Origin of the sequence: Parvibaculum sp., assembly GCF_045863935.1 — a bacterium.
Classification (GTDB): Bacteria; Pseudomonadota; Alphaproteobacteria; order Parvibaculales; family Parvibaculaceae; genus Parvibaculum.
Genome location: NZ_BTVP01000048.1, coordinates 1 through 21,786, shown reverse-complemented (window position 1 = coordinate 21,786; position 21,786 = coordinate 1). Strand labels below are relative to the sequence as shown.

The following is a 21,786-nucleotide window of genomic DNA, read 5'->3' as shown; positions in this document are numbered from 1 at the left end:
CCCGCGCCCACCTCATTCTCTTTCGCGCTTCCGGACGGCGAACCGCAAAGGGCACTTCGCCTGGAAACGCTTACGACTGAACCCAGGGAAGGTCCGCCGCCTTCCACCCATTGCGGCCGCCACGGTGACGGTCGCCATCGAGATCGCCCTCAAAGCCGCCGACCACATTGAAGCAGCGGGCAAAGCCCGACTGCGACATGGCGATCGCCGCCGCCTTGCTGCGCGCGCCGGAACGGCACAGGAAGAAGACAGGCGCATTCCGCCCGTCCGCGCCGAGCGTCGCCGCGAGATCGGCGGCGAAGCCCGCGTTCTGCGCCATGGAGGGGAACTGCTGCCATTCGAGGAGGACCGGTTCCTTGCCGGCGCCGGAAAGATCCGGCACGCCGACAAAAGACCATTCCGCCCGCGTGCGCACATCGACGAGGACGGCCTGCGGATCGGCGCTCAGGATGCGCCACGCCTCCTGCGGCGCCACATCGCCCGCATAGCCTTCCGGACGATCGCCAATGATCGCCGGCCCTGCATCGCTTTCCGATTTCCCCGACATGGATGTCCCGCCGCCGCTTGAAACCACCCGCACCCCGCCAGGCTCCCCAGCCCGACTTCCAGACACACCGGTCCGACGGGGGTCATAACGGAATTACCCCGGCTCGTCACTCACGTTCTGTCTGGATACTTGTTTTTTGCTCCGTGCGGCGACGACAAATACTGTATTCGATAAATTTTTATTCGAAAAACACAGTATTCAGCACCACCGCTGAGGTTGTTAAACATACCGGCTGGGGCTGGCCTAGGCAAGCGGAAGAATCGCTTGCGTGACAGTTTTTTGTCCGCTGTGACGCATGTCGCGCACCGCAAGATGCTGTGCCGATTGCAACGCACACATACATGCGCGAGCGCAAGTCACGCTGGCAAATGCACTTTCCATTTCGAGTCATGCATGCGCGGCATCCTGCAATTGCAATGCAACTCACGACACGCGATGCGAGCAGCGGAAAACGCGCAGCAAAAAGCCCGCGACGTTCGAGCGCGGGCTTTCATTCTTTTGGTATCACGCCTGAGGCGTCGAGAAGAAGTGCCTGTCAGGCAAGCGCTTTCACGCGCTGTGCAAAACGGGACACTTTGCGCGAAGCGGTGTTCTTGTGGATCACACCCTTCTGCGCGGCGCGCATGATCTCGGGCTGCGCCTCACGAAGCGCTGCTTCCGCCGCGCCCTTGTCGCCGCTTGCGAGCGCTTCCTCGACCTTGCGGACGAAAGTGCGCATGCGGCTGCGGCGGTCCTTGTTGACTGCCGTCTTCTTCGCAATCACGCGGATTGCCTTCTTTGCGGACTTCGTGTTCGCCATCGATCGGACCTTCGTATCAACGCGGCGTCCGGAAATCCGGGACGGCCTGCGGAAAATCTCTATTTAAAGAAAGGCGGCAGCCGCTCTTCGCGCCCGCCGTCCCTTTGAAGCCGGGGTTTATACGCGCCCCTCCGGCTTTCGTCAACCGGCTGAAACAGCACGAAAACCGCGGCAAAATTGCCCCGTTTGCCGCGGTTTTTCAGCGGTTGCGGAACTGCGGTTTCCGCTTCTCGACAAAGGCCGCCATGCCTTCGGTCTGGTCTTCGGTCGCAAACATGGAATGGAACAGGCGGCGCTCGAAGCGCACCCCTTCCGAAAGGGTGGTTTCGTAAGCCCTGTTGACGCTTTCCTTGGTCATCATGGCGATGGGGAGCGACATGTCCGCAACGGCCTGCGCTGTCTTCAGCACCTCGTCCATGAGTTCGCCCGCAGGCACGACGCGGCTGACGAGGCCGGAGCGCTCGGCTTCCTCCGCGTCCATCATGCGGCCGGTGAGCGACATTTCCATCGCCTTCGACTTGCCGACGAAGCGGGTGAGGCGCTGCGTGCCGCCCGCGCCCGGCATGACGCCAAGCTTGATTTCGGGCTGGCCGAATTTTGCATTGTCGGCGGCGATGATGAAGTCGCACATCATGGCAAGCTCGCAGCCGCCGCCCAGCGCGTAGCCCGCGACGGCGGCGATGACCGGTTTGCGGCAGCGCGATGCGCGCTCCCAGTTCGCGGTGATGAAGTCTTCCTTGTAGACGTCCATGTAGGATTTCGGCTGCATCTCCTTGATGTCCGCGCCGGCCGCGAAGGCCTTTTGCGAACCGGTGATGACGATGCAATGGATGTCCTCGTCGGCCTCGTAGGCATCGAGCGCGGCGGTGAGTTCGTCCATCAGCGCCTTGTTGAGCGCGTTCAAGGCATCGGGGCGATTGAGCGTGACAATGCCGACCGCGCCTTTCGTTTCGACCAGAATGTTCTGGTAGGCCATTCGTTTCTCCTCTTGCGTGCCGATTGTTGCTGCCCCTCGAGCTTTCCTCATGCGCGGCCCTCAAGGGGGCTCGCGGCGGAGAGCGCTACTGGGGTGTGATGGAAAAGCGGATTTCGGTGTGCGTGGGCGAAACGGAAACGATCTGGATTTCCAGTTGTTCGCCCTCGCGGCGGAAAATGAGAAGTCCGTCGATGAGTTCGTAGGCGCTGGCCCGCGTCCAGCCGAGCTGGGGCAAGGTCTCCACATAGAAGGCGCGAACGGCACCAGGCGCGACATCGCCTTCCGCGACACTGCGCACGATGCGGCCGGCAGGCTTGTCGAAGACGATGCCGCCGTCACCCGTTTCGGCGAGGCCTTCCATCAGGGGCATATCCTCGACGGCATCGAGATAACCACCCTCGGCGCGCGTGGGCGACGGCGCCACCAAAACCAGGGCGGCGAGCGCAAGCGCCATGCCTGTTGCACGAAGCGGACTTTTTCTCACCGTCATCTGCCTTCCCGGGCTTCCTCGTCAGCGCTGGCATCGGGGACAATAAAAGGTGGAGCGTCCCGACTGCACGATACGCTTCACGGTACCGCCACAGCCGGGCTTTGAACAGGCTTCACCCTCACGGTCATAGACGGCAAAGGCATGCTGAAAATAACCGAGTTCGCCATCCGTATGCGCGTAGTCGCGCAATGTCGAGCCGCCCGCCGCGATCGCATCGAGGAGAACGGAGCGGATGGCGGCGGCAAGGCGCTCGCTCCTGACGGCGCCCGCTACGGAAGCCGCGCTGCGGTTCGGCGAAATGCCGGCGCGCCAGAGCGCCTCGCAGACATAGATATTGCCGAGGCCCGCAACCGTGCGCTGGTCGAGAAGCGCCGCCTTGATGGGTGCGCGGCGGGACTTCAGGCGCCCGGAGAGGGTTGCGGCGGAAAATTCGTTGCCGAGAGGCTCCGGTCCGAGCGCCGCCAGATGCGCGCTCGCACCGATATCCGCCGCCGCGACGAGATCCATGAAGCCGAAACGGCGGTGATCGGCATAGACGATGCGCGTGCCGTCCTCCATGTCGAAGACGATGTGATCGTGGCGCTCCGCCCCCGGCATGCCGTGATGAAAGAGGCCGGGAGTGCGCGTCCCCTCCGGACCGTGGATGGTGAAACGGCCCGACATGCCCAGATGCATGATGAGGACTTCCTCGCCGGCCGCCCCCAGCGGCTCGATGCGGACGAGGATGTATTTCGCGCGGCGGTCGAGGCGTGAAATGCGGCGGCCCGTCAGCCGCTCGGCGAAGCGCGGCGGCAGGGGAAAGCGCAGGTCCGGCCTTCGCTGCGTCACATGCGCGATCCGCCTGCCTTCAAGCGCGGGCGCGAGGCCGCGACGGACCGTTTCGACTTCGGGCAGTTCAGGCATGGTTTCCCGCTTGGTGAGACAGGGATGAAAGTAGCGCCCCCGGCGGCGGCGCGCCACGAGCTAATCCCGATCAGGGACCGGTTCCGCCTGCCTGGAAAACGGTCTATGGTCCCGCGCATGAACGCAGATGCGAAAAACGAGGGGACTGCCCCCGAAAACGGCGAGACGCATTTCGGCTTCCGGACCGTCCGGGAGAACGAGAAGGCGGGGCTCGTTCATAATGTGTTCGAGCAGGTGGCGAGCCGCTACGACCTGATGAACGACCTGATGTCGGGCGGGCTTCACCGCGCCTGGAAGCAGGCCATGATCGACTGGCTGAACCCGCCGCGCGGCGAGCGCCCCTTCCACCTGATCGACGTGGCGGGCGGCACGGGCGACATCGCCTTCCGGTTTCTGGAACGTGCGGGGCCGAACGCGCAGGTGACGGTGTGCGACATCAATTCGCATATGCTCGGCGTCGGGCAGACGCGCGCCGAGGCGAAGGCTTTCGAAGGGCGCGTCGAATTCGCCTGCGGGGACGCGGAGACGCTGCCCTTTCCCGACCGTTCGTTCGATGCCTATACGATTGCTTTCGGCATTCGTAACGTCACGCATGTCGACCGGGCGCTGAAGGATGCGTACCGCGTGCTGAAGCCGGGCGGGCGCTTTCTCTGCCTTGAGTTCAGCCATGTCGCCGTGCCGCTCATCGACGAGGTCTATGACAAGTATTCCTTCTCCGCGATTCCGGCGATGGGTAAGTGGGTGACGGGCGATGGCGCGCCCTATCAATATCTCGTCGAAAGCATTCGCCGCTTTCCGCCGCAGGAAGACTTCAAGCGCATGATCGCGCAGGCGGGCTTCGGCAATGTGAGCTACCGCAACCTCACGGGCGGCGTGGCGGCGCTTCATTCAGGCTGGCGGCTCTGACATGCTGCGCGCCGTTCGTTCCCTTGCGCGGCTGACGCGCGCGGCCCGCGTGCTCGGGCGGCACGATGCGCTGTTTCCGCTGGAGCTGCGCGAGGAGATGCCCGCGATCCTTCTCGCGCTGATGCCGCTGGCGAAGCTGAGGCTGCCTTGGGAAGGCACGAGGGAAGACGCAAACGGCGATGCGGGCGCCAATGCGGGCGAGAGACTTGCGAGCGCGCTCGCCGCGCTTGGCCCCGCCTATATCAAGCTCGGACAGTTTCTGGCGACGCGGCCCGACATCATCGGCCCCGAACTCGCGAGCGATCTCACCTCGCTGCAGGACAAATTGCCACCCTTTCCGATGCCAGAGGCGCGGCAGTTAATCGAGGAGGGGCTTGGCAAACCCGTCGACGAGATATTCAGTTTTCTCAGCGAACCGATCGCGGCGGCCTCGATTGCGCAGGTGCATCGCGCGAAGACGCGGGCCAGCGAAAGCCATCCGGAAGAACGCGATGTCGCCGTGAAAGTGCTCCGGCCCGGCATCGAGAAACGCTTCGGCGACGATCTCGAGAGTTTCTTCTGGGCGGCGGAATTCATCGAGCGCAACCATGCGCCGGCGCGACGGCTCCGGCCCGTCGAGATCGTGCAGACGCTTGCCGACAGCGTGAAGCTCGAAATGGATCTCCGCCTCGAAGCGGCGGCGATGTCGGAGATGGCGGAGAACACGGCGAAAGACGCCGGTTTCCGCGTGCCGCAGATCGACTGGGAGCGGACGTCCAAGCGCGTCATGACGATGGAGTGGATCGAGGGCATTCCCGCTTCCGACCGCGCCGCCCTCGCAGCCGCGGGTCACGACATGAAGCGGCTCGGCACACAGGTGATCCAGTCCTTCCTGCTGCATGCGATGCGCGACGGCTTTTTCCATGCCGACATGCATCAGGGCAATCTCTTCGTCGATGCGGAGGGCAGGCTCGTCGCCGTCGATTTCGGCATCATGGGACGGATCGGGCCGAACGAGCGGCGCTTCATGGCCGAAATTCTCTACGGGCTCATCATGCGTGACTATGTGCGCGTCGCCGAAATCCACTTCGAGGCGGGCTATGTGCCGGGGTCGAAGAGCAAATATGCCTTCGCGCAGGCGCTGCGTTCCGTCGCCGAACCGATTTTCGGGCGGCCGGCGCGCGAGGTCTCGATGGGCAAGCTGCTCGCGCAGCTCTTCCAGGTGACAGAGCAGTTCGACATGCGCACGCGGCCCGAACTCATTCTGCTGCAGAAGACGATGGTGGTGGTGGAGGGCGTGGCGCGCGACTTCGACCCCGATCACAATATCTGGGAGAGCGCCGAGCCTGTGCTGAAGGCCTGGATGGCGGAGCGGATGGCGCCGGAAGCGCGCATCGAGGAGGCGGCGGCGGGCGCGATGCAGCTTGGCCGCATGATGAGCCACCTGCCGGAGGTGCTCGACCGGGCGGAGCGCACGGCGCGGCTTCTTGCCGAAAATGTGGATGAGGACGGGGTGCGCATTCACCCGAGTTCCGCCGAGCGGATTGCCGAGGCGCAGGAGCGGCGCGAGCGGCGGTCGCCGCTTGTCTGGCTCGCCATCGGCGCGCTGGGAGCCCTCCTCCTCGCCAACCTGCTGTAATCAAACAGTTTTTTCTTCCTATTTCCTTTGTTTCCCCGGCGTGCGATTTGATCTACAAATTGTCTGCGTGAATATTTATATTTGCACCCGAATTGCGGAAAACCTTTCGGTGCCGCGTCCTGCATGGGAGATGGAGATTGGCGGAGAGCATCCTGAACGGACGGCGCGTGCTGCTGATCGTGGGCGGCGGGATCGCGGCCTATAAATGTCTCGAGCTGATCCGCCGCTTGCGAGAGCGCGGCGCCTCCGTGCGCGCGATCCTGACGGAGGCCGCGCAGCAATTCGTGACGCCGCTCTCGGTCTCGAGCCTCACCGGCGAGAAGGCCTATACCGATCTCTTCAGCCTCACCGACGAGGCGGAGATGGGGCATATCGAACTGTCGCGCGATGCGGACCTCCTTGTCGTCGCGCCCGCGACCGCCGACCTGATGGCGAAGATGGCGAACGGGCTCGCGAACGATCTTGCGAGCACGGCGCTGCTTGCGACCGACAAGAAGGTGCTGATCGCGCCGGCGATGAATGTGCGGATGTGGACGCATGCCGCCACGCAACGGAACTTCGAAACGCTGATGGCGGACGGCGTCGATTTCGTCGGGCCGAACGAAGGCGACATGGCCTGCGGCGAATACGGGCCGGGGCGCATGGCGGAACCTTCGGAAATTCTCGCCGCCATCGAGGCGCATTTCGCGGAGCTTGCCTATCCGGGCGGCGGGCCTCTCAAAGGCAAGCGCGTGCTCATTACGTCGGGGCCGACGCATGAGCCGATAGACCCGGTGCGCTATCTCGCGAACCGCTCTTCCGGCAAGCAGGGTTACGCAATTGCGCAGGCCGTGGCGCGGCTCGGCGCGGAGACGGTTCTCGTGTCGGGACCGACGAACCTGCCCGACCCGCCCGGCGTGACCGTGCGGCGCGTCGAGACGGCGCGCGAGATGCTCGCCGCCTGCGAGGGGGCACTGCCCGCCGACATCGCGATCTGTGCGGCCGCCGTCGCCGACTGGCGCGTGGCGAGCGATGCGGAACAGAAGCTGAAGAAGACGCCGGGCGAGCAGGCGCCCGCGCTGATGCTGGTCGAGAACCCCGACATCCTCGCGACGATCTCCCAGATGAAGGAGAAGCGCCCTGCCCTTGTTATCGGTTTCGCCGCGGAGACCGAGAAGGTGATCCAGCACGCCGTCGCCAAACGCCAGCGCAAGGGCTGCGACTGGATCGTCGCGAACGACGTCTCGCCCACGACGGGCGTGATGGGCGGCGATCTCAACACGGTGCATCTCATCACGCGCGAGGGACAGGAGGACTGGCCGCTCTTGCCGAAGCAGGCCGTTGCCGAACGTCTCGCGCGGCGCATCGCCGATCATTTCTCCACTGCAAAGGCCGCCGAATGAACCCGCCTGTCGATGTGAGCGTGCAGCGATTGCCGCATGCACAAGGACTGCCGCTCCCCCGCTACGAAACGGAAGGGGCCGCCGGCATGGACCTCACCGCCGCACTCGCCGACGGCGAGACGCTGGCGCTCGCGCCCGGCGAGCGCGCGATGGTGCCGACGGGGCTCGCCATCGCGCTGCCGCAGGGCTTCGAGGCGCAGGTGCGCCCGCGCTCCGGGCTCGCGGCGAAGAACGGCGTTACCGTGCTCAATTCGCCCGGCACGATCGATTGCGACTATCGCGGCGAGGTGAAGGTCATCCTCATCAATCTCGGACAGGACGCCTTCACCATCGAGCGGGGCACGCGCATTGCGCAGATGATCATTGCACCGGTGACGCAGGCGAGGCTCCGCGAAGTCGAGACACTCGACGAAACGGCAAGAGGCGCTGGCGGCTTCGGCTCGACCGGAACGAAGGGGTGAGCGAAAGATGCTGAGACTTTCCAAGAAAACATGGCTCGCGCTCGAAGCGGTGGTCGATGTCGCGATCAATGCGCGGCCCGATCCCGTTCAGTCGAAGGAGATCACGCGGCGCCAGGGCATTCCGCAGCGCTATCTCGAACAGGTCATGCAGCAGCTTGTGCATGCGGGCATCCTGAAAGGCGTGCGCGGGCCCCGCGGCGGCTACACGCTGGCGCGCGAACGGCGGCGCATCCCCGTGGGCGAGGTCGTGCGCGTGGTCGGCGCGATGGAGGCCTCCGACGAACCGGGCGCGCAGCCCTCGGAACTCGGCGCGCGCGTGATCGCACCGCTGTGGGAAGACGTGCAGCGCCAGATCATGGCGACGCTCGACGACATCACCATCGAGGATCTCTGCCGCAAGGCGGACGAGGCGGGCGTCGGCAACTCGAAACCGACCGCCGATTTCATTATCTGAATCTGATAGGCTCGCCCGAGGGCGGGCGTAGAGCCTTACACAATGGTCCGGGAGGCCGATATGACCGAGAACAAGAAGCCAGGTCGCGGGCGCGTCTATGACAGCATCACGCAGACCATCGGCGATACGCCGCTTGTGCGGCTCAATCGCATGGCGAAGGAAGCGGGCGCCGTTGCCGACGTTCTGCTCAAGCTCGAATTCTTCAATCCGCTGGCAAGCGTGAAGGACCGCATCGGCGTCTCCATGATCGAGGCGCTGGAGCGCCAGGGCAAGATTACCGACAACACCGTCATCATCGAGCCGACATCGGGCAATACGGGTATCGCGCTTGCCTTCGTCTGCGCGGCGAAGGGCTACCGGCTGATCCTGTGCATGCCGGAGAGCATGTCGATCGAACGGCGCAAGATGCTGGCGCTGCTCGGCGCGGAACTCGAACTCACGCCGAAGGAAAAAGGCATGAAGGGCGCGATCGCGCGGGCCGAGGAACTGCTGACGCAGCATCCCAATTCCGTGATGCCGCAGCAGTTCGACAATCCGGCGAACCCGGAAATCCATCGCCGGACGACGGCAGAGGAAATCTGGAACGATACGGACGGCAAGGTCGACGCGGTGATTTCCGGCATCGGAACGGCAGGCACCTTTACCGGCGTCGGCTCGGTGCTGAAGGCGCGAAAGCCGGGCTTGAGGATGATCGCGGTCGAGCCGGAAGACAGCCCCGTGCTTTCCGGCGGGCAGCCCGGACCGCACATGATCCAGGGCATCGGCGCGGGCTTTGCGCCGGGTAATCTCGACAAGTCGCTGATCGACGAGATCGTCACCATCGGCAACGAGACGGCGTTCGAACATGCGCGCAAGGCGGCGCGCATGGAGGGCATTCCCTGCGGCATTTCCTCGGGCGCGGCGATTGCCGTTGCGCTTGAAGTCGGATGCCGGCCGGAGATGAAGGGCAAGACGATCGTCGCGATCATCCCGTCCTTCGCAGAGCGCTATCTCTCGACGGCGCTGTTCGACGGGCTTTGATCTATTCGGACGAGCTGCCTTCCGCTTTCGCGGCGGGAGGCAGTTCGCCGCCCTTCGCACCGGGACCCATTTCGACCGTCATGTCGCGGGCGCCGAGCACTTCGCCGCATTCCGAGCATGTGTGCACGGCATGGGTGACATGGCCGCAGGCCTTGTGACGCCGGAGCACGGGCGGGCCTTCCGGCCCCGCCATCCATTTGTCGCCCCAGTCCAGCAGCGAAAGCATGACGGGGTAGAGATCGAGCCCCTTTTCCGTCAGCCTGTATTCCTCGCGGCGGGGACGCTCCTGATAGGGCACCTTCCGCAGCACGCCTGCATCGGTCAGCTTCTTCAGGCGGTCGGCGAGCACATGGCGCGCAATGCCGAGGCGTTGCTCGAATTCCTCGAAACGGCGCACGCGCAGGAAACACTCGCGCAGCACGAGGAGCGTCCACCTGTCGCCGACAATGGACAGCGACCTGGCGAGCGAACAAGGTTGGCGGTCGAGTTCTTCCCAGCGCATGAGGGGCTCCCTTTCCCGGGCAGTATAGCTTGACAGGTTCTCTTTCGGAACCCATTATAGGGGACAAGTTCTAAAACAGAACTTATACTCCCCGGCCATATGGAGGAGCACCCATGAGCGAAAAGAAAGCCGCCATCATCATCGGCGCGGGCGACGCAACGGGCGGCGCCGTTGCCAAGCGCTTCGCCAGGGAAGGCTATACCGCCTGCGTGACCCGGCGCTCGGAAGAAAAACTGATCCCCCTCCTCGAAGAGATCAGATCGGCGGGCGGCGAGGCGCGCGGCTTCGGCTCGGATGCGCGCAAGGAAGAGGATGTTGTCTCGCTGTTCGAGACGGTGGAGCGCGAGGTCGGACCTGTCGAAGTCTTCGTCTTCAACATCGGCGCGAATGTGAATTTCCCGATCACCGAAATGACCGAGCGCGTCTACCGGAAGGTCTGGGAGATGGCGGCGCTTGCCGGGTTTCTCACCGGACGGGAGGCGGCGCGGGTGATGAGCCCGCGCGGGCGCGGCACGATGATCTTCACGGGCGCGACGGCGAGCCTTCGCGGCGGCTCCGGATTTGCCGCCTTTGCAGGCGCGAAGTTCGCGCTCCGGGCGCTGGCGCAGAGCATGGCGCGGGAACTCGGGCCGAAAGGCATTCACGTCGCGCATCCGATCATCGACGGCGCGATCGACACCGCCTTCATCCGCGACACTTTTCCCCAACGCTACGCGCTCAAGGAGAAGGACGGCATTCTCAATCCGGAACATATCGCGGAAATGTACTGGCAGCTTCATGTGCAACCGCGCGACGCGTGGACGCATGAGCTCGACCTGCGCCCGTGGATGGAAACCTTCTGAGCAACCAAGAGGAAATGACGATGACCAAGAAGGTGGAATTCCTGTTCGATTTCGGCAGCCCCAACGCCTATCTCGCCTGGAAGGCGGTGCCGGAGATCGAGAAGCGCACGGGCGCGACGTTCACCTATGTGCCGGTGCTGCTGGGCGGCATCTTCAAGGCGACGGGCAATGTGTCGCCGGTGATCGCCAATCAGGGCATCAAGAACAAGGGCGAGTACCAGTTCCTCGAAATCGAACGCTTCATCAAGAAGCACAATCTGACGAAGTTCAAATTCAACGCGCATTTCCCGGTGAACACGCTGCAGATCATGCGCGGCGCCGTGGCTGCCGAGATCGACGGCAACCTGCCTGCCTATATCGCGGCGGTGATGCCGGCGATGTGGGAGCAGTCGTTGAAGATGGACGAGCCGGAGGTCATCAAGGCGGCGCTCGACTCAGGCGGCATCGACGGCGCGCGCCTTCTCGCGCGTATCCAGGATGGGGATGTGAAAGCGAAGCTCATCGCCAACACGGAAGACGCGGTTGCGCGCGGCGCCTTCGGCATCCCGACCTTCTTCGTCGATGGCGAGATTTATTTCGGCAAGGACCGGCTGCGCGAGGTCGAAGAAGCGATCGCGGGGTAGCCGACAAAGAATCAACGCGCCGATTTGCGCGAGACGCAAACCCGCGCCCCCGCCCCAAGCCGCCTTCGGCAGCTTGACCCTCCCCTCGGGATTCCTCTGCGAAACCCATCGCGTTCGGGTTTGCCGGGTAAAACAGGGAATCATCAATCAACGCCAGCCGCTACCCTCTTTTGCAGAGAAATCCCCTGCGGGAGGGTGGGAAGCACCGCGGAGCTTGCGGCCAGCTACCGCCGGCCGCCGGGCTGGAGGGTGGGACGGGTGCCGCCGATGCCGAAGAGGCGCTCGAAGAAGCCGGGCTGTTCCCAGTCATACTCATAAGACGCGCCGTCATGCGCGGCGGGGCGCGCGGGATCGGCCGCGGACGCGGTCGCGACCGGCACCGTGTCCGGCAATTCGGCGATGGCGACACCTTCCTGCGTGCGTTCCATGAAGGCCTGCCAGATGCGCGCGGGCAGCGAGCCGCCCGTGACCTTGTTCATGGGCGCGCCATTGTCGTTGCCGACCCAGACGCCGACCACGAGATCGGCCGTGTAGCCGACGAACCAGGCATCGCGGAAATCCTGGCTGGTGCCCGTCTTGCCCGCGCTGGGGCGGAGCCCAAGCGCGGCGTTGCGGCCGGTGCCGTAGATCATCACGGCTTTCAGCATGTTGTTCATTTCGGCGACGACGAAGGGATCGGCGACGCGGCCGATCCCCGAGCCCTGGCGGCGGTAGAGCTCTTCGCCGGATCGTGCGCGCACTTCCTCGATGCCATGGGGCAAGACGCCGTAGCCGCCATTCGCAAAGGTCGCGTAGGCAGCAGTGAGTTCGAGGAGGTTGACGTTGCCGGAGCCGAGCGCGAGCGAGAGATTGGAGGGCAGTTCGTCCTGAAGCCCCAGGCGGCGCGCGGCGGCGACGACATTGCGGATGCCGGCTTCGCGCGCGACCTGCACGGCGACGGTGTTCACGGATTTCGCCAGCGCGGTGCGCAGCGTCATGTCGCCCTCGAAACGGCCGGAATAATTCTCCGGCGCCCAGCCGCCGTAATTCACCGGGCGGTCGGTGCGCACCGTGTCGGGGGTGAGGCCCTTTTCCATCGCCGCCAGATAGACGATGGGTTTGAAAGCGGAACCCGGCTGGCGCTTCGCCTGCACGGCGCGGTTGAACTGGCTCTGCACATAGGAGCGGCCGCCCACCATGGCGCGCACCGCGCCATCCGGCGTCATGGCGACGAGGGCGGCCTGGCTCGCATTCATGCCGCTGCCCTCGACCTGAAGAACCTCGGCGACGATCCGTTCCGCTTCGCTCTGGAGCGCGGGATCGATGGTGGTGATGACGCTCACATCGGTGTCGGGCTTGCCCGCATAGTCGGGGAGCGCCTCGGCCACCCAGTCGACGAAATAGTTGATCGAGCCGCGCGCCGTGTAGCCCTCGAGCGAGGCGGGCGCGACATTGGCGAGGCGCGCGTCATCCGGCGAGATGTAGCCCGCATTGACCATGTTCTGCAGCACGACGCCGGCACGCCGGCGCGCGAGGTCGATGTCGTTGGTCGGCGAATAACGCGACGGCGCCTTCAGGAGGCCGGCGAGCATGGCCGCTTCGGGCAGCGTGAGGGCGCGGGCGGGCTTGCGGAAGAAACGCTCGGAAGCCGCTTCGAGGCCATAGGCGCCGCCACCGAAATAAACGCGGTTGAGGTACAGCGTCAGGATTTCTTCCTTGGTGAAGCGGAGCTCGAGCCAGACGGCGAGCACCATTTCCTCGATCTTGCGCGAGATCGTGCGGTCGGGCTGAAGGAAGACGTTCTTGGCGAGCTGCTGGGTGATGGTGGAGCCGCCCTGGACATAGGCACCGGCCTTGTAGTTCACCACGACGGCGCGGGCGAGGCCGACGGGATCGACGCCGAAATGCCAGTAGAAGCGCTGGTCCTCGGTGGCGAGGACGGCCTGCGGCACATAGGCCGGCAGGTCGCCGAGCGAGGCATAGCTGCCCTTGAGGTCGCCGCGATGGCTCAACACCTCGCCATTGGCGGCGACGATGGAGACGGAGGGCGTGTGTTTGACGTTGTAGAGGCCCGATGTGTCGGGCAGGTTCAACCCGTACCAGAAGAGGAGACCGCCAAAGGCGATGAGGCCCCAGAGCGCGAGAACGGCGGCACCATAGGCGATGCTGCCGAGAAGCGAGCGGCCGGATTTTTTCGCGCGGCGGGACGCGGGTTTCCGCGACGATGTTTTGGGGCGATAACCGCGCGGCGGCACGGGGCGGTCATCGGCCGAGGGCGCGCGAAGACCTGTTGATTTTTTCGGGGCCGATTTTTTCGGAGCGGATTTTTTCGATGTTTTCCGGGGGGACTTTTTGGACGCGGGTTTGCGGGCGCCGCCTTTCGAGAAAGTCGGCTCGATGCGGCGCGGCTCGTCGTGCTCGTCGTCCCAGCGTCCCATGTCGCCGCCGTCTTCCTGTTCCCACTCTTCCGGCTCATCCTCGGGCTCGTTCGCGCCGACACGAATGCGTACCGGCCCGAGGCCCGGACGGCGGACGATGGTCCAGCCGTCCTCGTCTTGCGGAATCCCACGCCTTCCAGATCCGGGTTTGCGGGATGACATTGGACCCGACGCCTCGCGCTCTGCCCTTTCGGGGCCTTTGGACTCCCCCGTGCCGAAGCTAGACAGCGATGGTTAACGCGTTGTTAACGATTTGCTTCCGAACCATAACTCACACGTCGAGATTGGCGACGTTGAGGGCGTTTTCGCGGATGAAATCGCGGCGCGGTTCCACGACGTCGCCCATGAGCTTCACGAAGAGATCGTCGGCCTCGTCGAGCTCGCGGATCTTCACCTGGAGGAGCGAGCGGGCGTCGCGGTCGAGCGTGGTTTCCCAGAGCTGGCCGGGGTTCATTTCGCCCAGACCCTTGTAGCGCTGGACCGTGTTGCCCCTGGTGCCTGCCGCCATGACGGCTTCGAGGAGCTGCGAGGGCGAGCGGATGGCGTGGCTCTCATCCTTGCGGCGCAGGGTCGCCGCCTTCACATAGATTTCCTGAAGGTGCTGCGTGTAGCTGTCGAGGCGGCGCGCATCGGCGCTCGCGATCAGCGGACCGTCGATGAACACTTCCTCGCGGACACCGCGCACCTCGCGCGCAAAGCGCAGGCCGCCGTCATCCGTCGTCTCGCCGACCCAGCCGCGCTCCGTTTCCTCGGAGAGGAGATCGAGACGCCGCGCGATATAGGCGGCCGCCTCGCGCGCATGTTCGGGCTCTGCAAGCGCCTTGGGGTTGAGCGCGCCGGCAATCGCTGCCTGCTCGACCACGAAATGCGGATATTTGCCCGGCAGCCCTTCGAGCACGCCGCGCACGGCGCGCGCCTTCGCCACAATGTCCTGAAGATCGGGACCGGCGCGCTGCGAGCCGTCATGCAGCGTGAGCACCATGTCCTCAAGGCCCGTGGCGATGAGATAGTCGCCGAGCGCCTTCTCGTTCTTCAGGTAGGTTTCGGAGGTGCCGCGCCGCACCTTGTAGAGCGGCGGCTGCGCGATGTAGAGGTGGCCGCGTTCGATCACCTCCGGCATCTGCCGGAAGAAGAAGGTGAGAAGGAGTGTGCGGATATGAGCGCCGTCGACGTCGGCGTCGGTCATGATGATGATCTTGTGGTAGCGCAGCTTCTCGATGTTGAAGTCGTCGCGGCCGATGCCAGCGCCGAGCGCGGTGATCAGCGTGCCGATTTCATTGGACGAGAGCATCTTGTCGAAGCGCGCGCGCTCGACATTGAGGATCTTGCCGCGAAGCGGAAGCACCGCCTGATTGGAACGGTCGCGCGCCTGCTTCGCCGAGCCGCCGGCGCTATCACCCTCGACGATGAAGAGTTCGGATTTCGCGGGGTCGCGCTCCTGACAATCGGCGAGCTTGCCGGGCAGGCTCGAGACATCGAGCGCGCCCTTGCGGCGCGTCAGCTCGCGGGCCTTGCGGGCAGCCTCGCGCGCGGCGGCGGCTTCCACCACCTTGGTGACGATCTGGCGCGCTTCGGAGGGATGTTCCTCAAGCCAAGTCGAAAGCGCGTCGTTGACGAGGCTTTCGACAACGGGGCGGACTTCCGACGAGACGAGCTTGTCCTTCGTCTGCGAGGAGAATTTCGGATCGGGCACTTTCACGGAAAGGACGCAGGTCAAGCCTTCGCGCGCGTCGTCGCCGGTGAGGCTCACCTTTTCCTTCTTCACGATGCCGCTTTCATTGGCGTAGGAATTGATGACGCGGGTCAGCGCACCACGATAGCCCGCGAGATGCGTGCCACCGTCGCGCTGGGGAATGTTGTTGGTGAAGCAGAGCACATTCTCGTGGTAGCTGTCGTTCCACCACATCGCGACTTCGACCGTGATGCCGTCGCGCTCCGCGCCGATGGCGATGGGCGTCTGGATCAGGGGTGTCTTGGTGCGGTCGAGAAAGCGCACGAAGGCTTCGAGGCCGCCCTCATACATGAGCTTGACCTCTTTCGGCTCGACACCGCGCTGGTCCAGGAGATTGATCTTCACGCCCGAATTGAGGAAGGCGAGCTCGCGCAGGCGGTGTTCGAGGGTGGCGAAGTCGAAGTCCGTCTGCGTGAAGGTTCCGGCCGAGGGATGGAAGGTGATCTCGGTGCCGGTGACGGGCTTTCCATCCGCGCCGACGGGCGCCGTGCCGACGACGGCGAGCGGCGCATCCGGCACGCCGTGCTGGAAGCGGATCGCGTGTTCCTTGCCCGCACGCCAGATGCGCATTTCGAGCCAGTCGGAAAGCGCGTTCACGACGGAAACGCCGACGCCGTGAAGACCGCCCGAGACCTTGTAGGAATTCTGGTCGAACTTACCGCCCGCATGAAGCTGGGTCATGATGACCTCGGCAGCGGAGACGCCCTCGCCCTTGTGGATTTCGACCGGAATGCCGCGGCCATTGTCCATGACGGTGACGGAGCCGTCCGGATTGAGACGCACATTGACGGCGTCGCAATAGCCGGCGAGCGCCTCGTCGATCGAGTTGTCGACGACCTCATAGACCATGTGGTGAAGGCCGGAGCCGTCATCCGTGTCGCCGATATACATACCGGGCCGCTTGCGCACGGCGTCGAGGCCTTTCAGGACCTTGATCGATTCCGCACCATATTCTTCCGGTGTTTCGTCGGCGGGATTGGACATGCTTCTTTCCTTGAGTTCCTCGAAGAGCGTCTCTGTCGTCGTCAGACGATTTCGGCGGCGGAGCGGATGATCTTGCCGACGACGCCGTATTCCTTCGCTTCTTCCGCATTCATCCAGTGATCGCGGTTCGTATCCTTGACGATCCGATCGAGCGGCTGGCCCGTGGCGTCGGCGAAGATATTGTTCAGGCGCTCGCGCATCTTCAGCACTTCACGCGCCTGGATGTCGATTTCGGTGGCAGAGCCGCCGACGCCACCGCGCGGTTCGTGCAGCAGGAAGCGCGTGTTGGGCAGGCAGTAGCGATCCTCGCGCTCGGCGGAAACATAGATGAGCGCGCCCGCGCTCGCGACCCAGCCGGTGCCGAGCACGCGCACGCGCGGTTTGATGAACTTGATCATGTCGTGGATCATGTCGCCCGATTCCACATGGCCGCCCGGCGAGGAGACGATGACGGTGATCGGATCGTCGCTCTCGCCCGCCATGGCAAGCAGGCGCTCGCTGACGGCGCGCGCCTGGCGGTCGTTGATCTCGCCGGTGACGAGCACGGTGCGCGCCTTGAAGAGGCCCTGATCGACCAGAGGCATGAACTGGCCTTTGAGGGCTTCGACGTCCGGCGTTTCGTTGTCGTTTCTCATCGCAGTTTTCCTTTTCCTATTCGCATTCCCGTGCGGGCGGTTCGGCCTGGCTTATCTCGCCTCGCGCGACCTCGAGGCTCTGTGCCCTTGCGCCCAGCGATTCAAACAGCGACGGGTCCGTGCCCGTCATGAAGGCCTGAAGGTTCAGGCCCACGATCTCATCGAACAGCGCCGCACGCCGTTCCTCGTCGAGATGCGCGGCGATCTCGTCGAGCAGCAGCAAGGGCGGACGCCCCATGGCGGCGAGAAGCCGCGCATTGGCGAGCACCATGCCGATCAGCAGCGCCTTCTGTTCGCCCGTCGAACATTGGCGCGCCTCGCGATCCTTCGCGGCATGGCGCACGAGGAGATCGCTCCTGTGCGGCCCGTCCAGCGCGCGGCCCGCCGCTGCATCGCGTCCGCGCATTTCCTTGAGGCGCGCCCGGAACGCATCCTCGACATCGACGGCCGCCGCATCGGCGATGGCCGCTTCCAGCGTGCCCTCGATCGAGACGAGAGCGCGCGGGAAGGGACCTTCCTGCGCGACGCCGAGAGCGCCGCGCAACCGCGCCAGCGTTTCGACACGCGCGGCCGCAAGCGCGACGCCATGTTCGGCCATCTGGCCTTCGAGCCCGGTGAGCCAGGCGTCGTCGAAAACATCGTCGGCGAGCAGCCTGTTGCGCTCGCGCAGCGCCCGGTCATAGGCACCGGCGCGCGTGCCATGCGCCGGATCGAAGCCCATCACCAGCCGGTCGAGAAAGCGGCGGCGCTCGCCCGCCGCCTCCACAAAAAGCCTGTCCATGGCGGGCGTGAGCCAGACCAGGGAGACGAGTTCGGCGAGCGCGGAGGGCCCCGCCTGCTCGCCATCGATGCGGACCTGACGGCTGCGCGCACTTTCGACGCCCGGCTCGATCCCCGTTCCGATGCGGACCGGACCATCCTGCGTTTCGAGCGTCGCGGCGACCGCCCAGCCGCCCGCACCATTGTCGCGCGCGATTTCGGCATAGGGCACGCCGCGCAGGCCACGCCCCGGCGAGAGAAGCGAGACGGCCTCGAGCAGGTTCGTCTTTCCCGCGCCGTTCTCACCCGTGAGCACGACGGGCCGCCCGTCAAGCGCTAGTTCGGCGCGCGCATAGGAACGGAAGTCGGTGACGACGAGGCGGCTGAGCCGCGCGCGCGGTGGCGCGACGGGTGCCGTCACAACGGCACCGCATTCTTCCGGCGTTTCCAATGGCCGGCCGACCGCGAGCAACTCAACCGTTCGAGGCACTCCCTATCCTCTGCTTCCGCTTTCAGCGCAGGCTCATACCCGCATCGGCATCAGCACGTAGACCGCCATGGCGTCTTCGCTGTCGCGCACCAGCGTGGGCGATCCGGAATCGGCGAAGGCGAAGGTCGCCTCCGCGCCGTCGAGCTGGCCCGTGATGTCGAGCAGGTAGCGGGCATTGAAGCCGATTTCGAGCGCGGGGCTCGAATAGGAAACCGAAAGCTCTTCCGTGGCGCTTCCGGAATCCGGATTGGTGACGGAGAGCGTGAGCTTGCCCTCCTCGAGATTGAGCTTCACCGCGCGCGACTTCTCGGTCGAGATGGTCGAGACGCGGTCGACCGCCTCGGCGAAGCGCTTGCCGTCGACTTCCATGATCTTGTCGTTGCCGGAAGGAATGACGCGGCCGTAATCGGGGAAGGTGCCGTCGATCAGCTTCGAGGTGAGCACGATGCCGCCGAACTCGAAACGGATCTTCGTTTCCGAGACGCCGACCGAGAGCGTGCCCGCATCGCCTTCGAGAAGCTTCTGCAATTCGAGCACCGTCTTGCGGGGCACGATGACGCCCGGCATGCCGGAAGCGCCGTCCGGCAGGTCGTGATCGACCTGGGCGAGGCGGTGACCGTCGGTGGCGACGGCGCGCAGCGCGTTGTGCTTGCCGCCCTCGACGGCGTGGACATAGATGCCGTTCAGATAGTAGCGCGTCTCTTCGGTGGAGATCGCGAAACGGGTCTTGTCGATCAGGCGGCGCATGGCTTCGGCGGGAAGCTCGAAGCGGTGCGGGAGCGAGCCCGCCGCCATGACCGGGAAATCTTCCTGCGGCAGCGCCTGCAGCGCGAAGCGCGAGCGGCCGGCGGTGAGCTGAAGGCGCCCCTCGTCGGTGCCGGTCGACAGCTCCACCTGCGCGCCCTCGGGCAGCTTGCGCACGATGTCGTAGAGCGTGTGGGCGGAGGCGGTGGTGGCACCTGCCTGCGCGACATCGGCGTCGATCGCCTCGATCACCTCGATGTCGAGGTCGGTCGCGGTGAGGCTCAACTGGCCGTCCTCGGCCTTGATGAGCACATTCGACAGAATGGGAATGGTGTTACGGCGTTCGACAACCGACTGCACATGGTTGAGAGACTTGAGCAGGGCGCCCCGTTCGATCGTGATCTTCATGGTCTCTCTTCAGTCCCCCCGTTTGGGCTCTCTGGTGACGGCGCGGGCGGGCGCGCGGATGCCCGACCCCTTGCGATTCCGGCGCGAGTTCTTGTTGCGGAAATTACCCTTCCCGGGTCCGGTTCCAGAGTGTCCGGGAGCATTGCGCGGCTTGTCAGACGCGCCGTTCCCTTGGACCGCTGCGAACAGGAGGGCCGGAATGCCGCGCCCGATGCGGGACCCCAAATCCGCCGATTATGGGTGCCCTTCGGACGCGGTCCGGCACAGGCCGGATTTCCGCGGAATTCGCGAGCGCGAGTATACCAGATCGTGTGGTCGATGCACGTTTTTCAGCCGAATCCGGGGCGAATCCGGAGGCCCTCAGAGGGTCAATAACCCCCTGATTCGCAAGGCTTCTCCGGATGCCCCCGGGAGGCCCCGGCAGGCGGGCGGGCTCAGTTGGGCGCGTGGCCGCCCTCGAGCATGCGGCGGAGCAGATCGACGTCTTCCTCGATGCCGGAATCGGCCTGCCGGAGTTCGTCGATCTTGCGAACCGCATGGATGACAGTGGTGTGGTCACGGCCACCGAATTTCCGCCCGATCTCCGGCAGCGACCGGGTGGTGAGCTGCTTCGACAGGTACATGGCGACCTGGCGGGGCCGGGCGACCGCACGGGCGCGACGCGCCGAGAGCATGTCGGCGAGGCGCACGTTGTAGTATTCGGCGACGCGGCGCTGGATCTCCTCGATGGTGATCTTGCGGTCGTTGGAGCGCAGAAGATCGCGCAGCACTTCCTGCGTCATCTCCGGCGTGATGGGCCGGCCGACGAGCGAGGCATAGGCGACGACGCGCTTCAGGGCGCCTTCGAGTTCGCGGACATTCGAGACGATGCGGTGGGCGAGGAATTCGAGCACGCCGGACGGGATCGCGACCGGGCCGTTCCTCTGCATCATCTCGTCGGCCTTGGCCTGCAGGATGCCGAGACGCAGCTCGTAATCGGTCGGATGAATGTCGGCGGCAAGGCCCCAGCCGAGGCGCGAACGAATGCGCTCCTCGATGCCGTCGAGATCGGAAGGCGAGCGGTCGGCGGAGATGATGACCTGGCGGTTGTGGTCGATCAAGGCGTTGAAGGTGTGGAAGAATTCTTCCTGCGTCGAGTCCTTGCCGGAGATGAACTGCACGTCGTCGATCATCAGCACGTCCACGGAGCGGAACTGCTGCTTGAAGGCCATGGTGTCCTTGAAGCGGAGCGCGCGGACGAACTGGTACATGAACTTCTCGGCCGAGAGATAAAGCACCTTGCGCTCGGGATGGCGCGTGCGGATTTCCCAGGCGATGGCATGCATGAGATGCGTCTTGCCGAGGCCGACGCCGCCATAAAGGAAGAGCGGGTTGAAGGTGACGTCGGTCGCCTCGGCGACGCGGCGCGCGGCGGCATGCGCAAGCTCGTTCGACTTGCCGACGACGAAGGCCTCGAAAGTGAAACGCGGATCGAGCGGCGCGCCGACGCCGGCATCCTCGAAACCCTGCGGCAGGCCGGAAGGCGCCGGCTGGGATGTGCGCGGCTCCGGCGCGAGCGCGGCATCGCAGGCAGGCGCCGTCTCGCCAAGGCTCGCGGTTGCGGGCTTGTGCAAGGCGCTGCCTTCAGTGCTCACCGAAACGTCGACGCGCGTATAGGCGGCATCCTCGTCCGCCCAGAGTTCGGCAAGACGGTCGGCATAATGGGAGACGACCCAGTTGCGAATGAAACGCGTCGGCACGGAGAGCATGACGCGGCCATCCTCGGCGCCGACGAGCTCGATCTGCTTGAACCAACTGTTGAAGGTCGCCTCGCCCAGCTCCGCCTGAAGACGCGAGCGTACGCGCCGCCACCGGTCGGCCAGGATCGCGGGCGACGAGTGTCCGTCCCTGCCGCTCCGGCTCTCGTTTCCGGCGCCTCCGGAAAAGGACGTCAGATCGCGCGTTTCCCGCGTGCGTCTCTCTGCCGGGGATTGCACCATGTTTTCTTCGTCCAAAACGTCATGCCTCATTTTGCTCCGGCCCAGAAGAGGCGCCGGAATTAGCCCATAACCGACAGGAGTCCGCCCTCCCGTCCGCATCGCCGCTGAGCGCGCC

The 21,786-nt window shown here is 65.0% G+C and carries 20 protein-coding genes; 8 read left to right on the top strand and 12 right to left on the bottom strand.

Annotation, left to right across the window (positions count from 1 at the left end; all coding sequences use genetic code 11):
* Positions 1–70 precede the first annotated feature (70 nt).
* The 5 genes from ACKUUH_RS15415 to mutM all read right to left on the bottom strand — a co-directional run bounded on the left by ACKUUH_RS15415 (position 71) and on the right by mutM (position 3,715).
* The gene (locus ACKUUH_RS15415) at positions 71–547 is read right to left on the bottom strand and encodes a rhodanese-like domain-containing protein (protein WP_407950789.1); all 477 of its coding nucleotides are present in this window, start codon (positions 545–547) and stop codon (positions 71–73) included.
* 535 nt (positions 548–1,082) lie between these two features.
* A complete protein-coding gene (gene rpsT / locus ACKUUH_RS15410) occupies positions 1,083–1,346 on the bottom strand; it encodes a 30S ribosomal protein S20 (RefSeq protein WP_407950788.1) in 264 nt (87 codons plus the stop codon).
* 199 nt (positions 1,347–1,545) lie between these two features.
* Positions 1,546–2,322 (bottom strand): enoyl-CoA hydratase, encoded by a 777-nt coding sequence (locus ACKUUH_RS15405; RefSeq protein ID WP_407950787.1) that lies wholly within the window; start codon positions 2,320–2,322, stop codon positions 1,546–1,548.
* An 85-nt stretch (positions 2,323–2,407) separates the two neighbouring features.
* Entirely contained in the window at positions 2,408–2,812 is a 405-nt protein-coding gene (locus ACKUUH_RS15400) for a hypothetical protein (RefSeq protein ID WP_407950786.1), read from the bottom strand.
* A 21-nt stretch (positions 2,813–2,833) separates the two neighbouring features.
* Positions 2,834–3,715, bottom strand: coding sequence for a bifunctional DNA-formamidopyrimidine glycosylase/DNA-(apurinic or apyrimidinic site) lyase (gene mutM / locus ACKUUH_RS15395; RefSeq protein ID WP_407950790.1), 882 nt, complete (start codon positions 3,713–3,715; stop codon positions 2,834–2,836).
* A 105-nt stretch (positions 3,716–3,820) separates the two neighbouring features.
* Here mutM and ubiE point away from each other — a divergent pair, with 105 nt between their 5' ends.
* From ubiE to cysK, 6 genes are all read left to right on the top strand, one after another.
* Positions 3,821–4,621 (top strand): bifunctional demethylmenaquinone methyltransferase/2-methoxy-6-polyprenyl-1,4-benzoquinol methylase UbiE, encoded by an 801-nt coding sequence (gene ubiE, locus ACKUUH_RS15390; protein ID WP_407950785.1) that lies wholly within the window; start codon positions 3,821–3,823, stop codon positions 4,619–4,621.
* Between the two features lies 1 nt (position 4,622).
* Positions 4,623–6,239: a 2-polyprenylphenol 6-hydroxylase gene (gene ubiB / locus ACKUUH_RS15385; protein WP_407950784.1), complete on the top strand. Its 1,617-nt coding sequence runs from the start codon at positions 4,623–4,625 to the stop codon at positions 6,237–6,239.
* Between the two features lie 137 nt (positions 6,240–6,376).
* Positions 6,377–7,621 carry a bifunctional phosphopantothenoylcysteine decarboxylase/phosphopantothenate--cysteine ligase CoaBC gene (coaBC, locus tag ACKUUH_RS15380; protein WP_407950783.1) on the top strand — a complete coding sequence of 415 codons (1,245 nt, stop codon included), beginning with the start codon at positions 6,377–6,379 and terminating at the stop codon, positions 7,619–7,621.
* Positions 7,618–8,082, top strand: a complete 465-nt coding sequence (dut, locus tag ACKUUH_RS15375; protein WP_407950782.1) for a dUTP diphosphatase — start codon at positions 7,618–7,620, stop codon at positions 8,080–8,082. Before coaBC ends, dut begins: the two co-directional genes overlap by 4 nt.
* Positions 8,083–8,089: 7 nt before the next feature.
* Positions 8,090–8,536 carry an RrF2 family transcriptional regulator gene (locus ACKUUH_RS15370; protein WP_407950781.1) on the top strand — a complete coding sequence of 149 codons (447 nt, stop codon included), beginning with the start codon at positions 8,090–8,092 and terminating at the stop codon, positions 8,534–8,536.
* A 60-nt stretch (positions 8,537–8,596) separates the two neighbouring features.
* Positions 8,597–9,556, top strand: coding sequence for a cysteine synthase A (gene cysK, locus ACKUUH_RS15365; protein ID WP_407950780.1), 960 nt, complete (start codon positions 8,597–8,599; stop codon positions 9,554–9,556).
* 1 nt (position 9,557) lies between these two features.
* Here the strand turns inward: cysK and ACKUUH_RS15360 are convergent, their stop codons facing one another.
* Positions 9,558–10,058: a winged helix-turn-helix transcriptional regulator gene (locus ACKUUH_RS15360; protein WP_407950779.1), complete on the bottom strand. Its 501-nt coding sequence runs from the start codon at positions 10,056–10,058 to the stop codon at positions 9,558–9,560.
* A gap of 113 nt (positions 10,059–10,171) precedes the next feature.
* Between ACKUUH_RS15360 and ACKUUH_RS15355 the strand changes: the two genes are divergently transcribed.
* Together ACKUUH_RS15355 and ACKUUH_RS15350 are read left to right on the top strand one after the other, a co-directional pair.
* Entirely contained in the window at positions 10,172–10,900 is a 729-nt protein-coding gene (locus ACKUUH_RS15355; RefSeq protein ID WP_407950778.1) for an SDR family oxidoreductase, read from the top strand.
* A 20-nt stretch (positions 10,901–10,920) separates the two neighbouring features.
* A complete protein-coding gene (locus ACKUUH_RS15350; RefSeq protein WP_407950777.1) occupies positions 10,921–11,523 on the top strand; it encodes a 2-hydroxychromene-2-carboxylate isomerase in 603 nt (200 codons plus the stop codon).
* A 224-nt stretch (positions 11,524–11,747) separates the two neighbouring features.
* Here ACKUUH_RS15350 and ACKUUH_RS15345 read toward each other — a convergent pair whose 3' ends face one another.
* The 6 genes from ACKUUH_RS15345 to dnaA form a co-directional block, all read right to left on the bottom strand.
* A complete protein-coding gene (locus ACKUUH_RS15345; RefSeq protein WP_407950776.1) occupies positions 11,748–14,102 on the bottom strand; it encodes a PBP1A family penicillin-binding protein in 2,355 nt (784 codons plus the stop codon).
* A gap of 109 nt (positions 14,103–14,211) precedes the next feature.
* Complete coding sequence (gene gyrB, locus ACKUUH_RS15340; protein ID WP_407950775.1) at positions 14,212–16,656, bottom strand: DNA topoisomerase (ATP-hydrolyzing) subunit B; 2,445 nt, start codon at positions 16,654–16,656, stop codon at positions 14,212–14,214.
* A 41-nt stretch (positions 16,657–16,697) separates the two neighbouring features.
* Positions 16,698–17,291: an ATP-dependent Clp protease proteolytic subunit gene (locus tag ACKUUH_RS15335; RefSeq protein ID WP_407950774.1), complete on the bottom strand. Its 594-nt coding sequence runs from the start codon at positions 17,289–17,291 to the stop codon at positions 16,698–16,700.
* 16 nt (positions 17,292–17,307) lie between these two features.
* On the bottom strand, positions 17,308–18,540 hold the full coding sequence (gene recF / locus ACKUUH_RS15330; protein ID WP_407950773.1) for a DNA replication/repair protein RecF: 1,233 nt from the start codon (positions 18,538–18,540) through the stop codon (positions 17,308–17,310).
* A gap of 33 nt (positions 18,541–18,573) precedes the next feature.
* Positions 18,574–19,692 (bottom strand): DNA polymerase III subunit beta, encoded by a 1,119-nt coding sequence (gene dnaN / locus ACKUUH_RS15325; RefSeq protein WP_407950772.1) that lies wholly within the window; start codon positions 19,690–19,692, stop codon positions 18,574–18,576.
* A gap of 434 nt (positions 19,693–20,126) precedes the next feature.
* Positions 20,127–21,701 (bottom strand): chromosomal replication initiator protein DnaA, encoded by a 1,575-nt coding sequence (dnaA, locus tag ACKUUH_RS15320; protein WP_407950771.1) that lies wholly within the window; start codon positions 21,699–21,701, stop codon positions 20,127–20,129.
* Positions 21,702–21,786: the final 85 nt, after the last annotated feature.

Bases quoted from the DNA above. Each gene is read 5' to 3' on its own strand.
- ACKUUH_RS15355 (WP_407950778.1), top strand. From the start codon at position 10,172: ATGAGCGAAAAGAAAGCCGCCATCATCATCGGCGCGGGCGACGCAACG.
- ACKUUH_RS15400 (WP_407950786.1), bottom strand. From the start codon at position 2,812: ATGACGGTGAGAAAAAGTCCGCTTCGTGCAACAGGCATGGCGCTTGCG.
- ACKUUH_RS15350 (WP_407950777.1), top strand. From the start codon at position 10,921: ATGACCAAGAAGGTGGAATTCCTGTTCGATTTCGGCAGCCCCAACGCC.
- ubiB (WP_407950784.1), top strand. From the start codon at position 4,623: ATGCTGCGCGCCGTTCGTTCCCTTGCGCGGCTGACGCGCGCGGCCCGC.
- ACKUUH_RS15360 (WP_407950779.1), bottom strand. From the start codon at position 10,058: ATGCGCTGGGAAGAACTCGACCGCCAACCTTGTTCGCTCGCCAGGTCG.
- dnaA (WP_407950771.1), bottom strand. From the start codon at position 21,701: ATGAGGCATGACGTTTTGGACGAAGAAAACATGGTGCAATCCCCGGCA.
- cysK (WP_407950780.1), top strand. From the start codon at position 8,597: ATGACCGAGAACAAGAAGCCAGGTCGCGGGCGCGTCTATGACAGCATC.
- ACKUUH_RS15415 (WP_407950789.1), bottom strand. From the start codon at position 547: ATGTCGGGGAAATCGGAAAGCGATGCAGGGCCGGCGATCATTGGCGAT.
- rpsT (WP_407950788.1), bottom strand. From the start codon at position 1,346: ATGGCGAACACGAAGTCCGCAAAGAAGGCAATCCGCGTGATTGCGAAG.
- mutM (WP_407950790.1), bottom strand. From the start codon at position 3,715: ATGCCTGAACTGCCCGAAGTCGAAACGGTCCGTCGCGGCCTCGCGCCC.
- ACKUUH_RS15345 (WP_407950776.1), bottom strand. From the start codon at position 14,102: ATGTCATCCCGCAAACCCGGATCTGGAAGGCGTGGGATTCCGCAAGAC.
- dnaN (WP_407950772.1), bottom strand. From the start codon at position 19,692: ATGAAGATCACGATCGAACGGGGCGCCCTGCTCAAGTCTCTCAACCAT.
- ubiE (WP_407950785.1), top strand. From the start codon at position 3,821: ATGGTCCCGCGCATGAACGCAGATGCGAAAAACGAGGGGACTGCCCCC.
- ACKUUH_RS15370 (WP_407950781.1), top strand. From the start codon at position 8,090: ATGCTGAGACTTTCCAAGAAAACATGGCTCGCGCTCGAAGCGGTGGTC.
- ACKUUH_RS15405 (WP_407950787.1), bottom strand. From the start codon at position 2,322: ATGGCCTACCAGAACATTCTGGTCGAAACGAAAGGCGCGGTCGGCATT.
- dut (WP_407950782.1), top strand. From the start codon at position 7,618: ATGAACCCGCCTGTCGATGTGAGCGTGCAGCGATTGCCGCATGCACAA.
- ACKUUH_RS15335 (WP_407950774.1), bottom strand. From the start codon at position 17,291: ATGAGAAACGACAACGAAACGCCGGACGTCGAAGCCCTCAAAGGCCAG.
- gyrB (WP_407950775.1), bottom strand. From the start codon at position 16,656: ATGTCCAATCCCGCCGACGAAACACCGGAAGAATATGGTGCGGAATCG.